The sequence below is a fragment of the Wenzhouxiangella sp. YN1 genome, assembly GCF_056324145.1.
Genome location: NZ_JBJNIO010000112.1, coordinates 1 through 364 on the forward strand (window position 1 = coordinate 1; position 364 = coordinate 364).

1 protein-coding gene is annotated in these 364 nt (G+C 65.7%); it reads right to left on the bottom strand.

Annotated elements, in window-relative coordinates; genetic code table 11:
• Window positions 1–146: 146 nt before the first annotated feature.
• A partial coding sequence (locus ACEWQZ_RS02765) for a hypothetical protein (protein ID WP_476481546.1) occupies window positions 147–364 on the bottom strand: 218 nt, incomplete at its 5' end.

A 364-nucleotide genomic window follows, 5' to 3' on the forward strand; every position in this document is an offset into this window, starting at 1 on the left:
AGCACTTTCCGGCCCTGGCGCTGCACGTAGAGAATCTCGTAGTTGCCGGCCTCTGGCGGCATGGTCAGCTTCAGCGGCGAGCCCTCGCGGGTGTAGGCTTAGCTGATTTGGTCTCGTCCACCGGCGCCGGCCTCGTCGTCCGAGATTTAGTCCGTCTGATAGTAGGGCCCTTTCCTTTCAACGGGGATGGTGGCGCCGGCCGGGGCCGAGCCGGCGGCTGCGCCGCTGGCCTCGACGGGGGTGACCTCGATGGGCTGGCGCGCCAGCACTTCCCTGCCCTGGCGCTGCACGTAGAGGATCTCGTAGTACGAGCGCAAGTGCGTCGTGGACCGCAACAGAGTAGTGAGACGAGTGTAGATGTCGG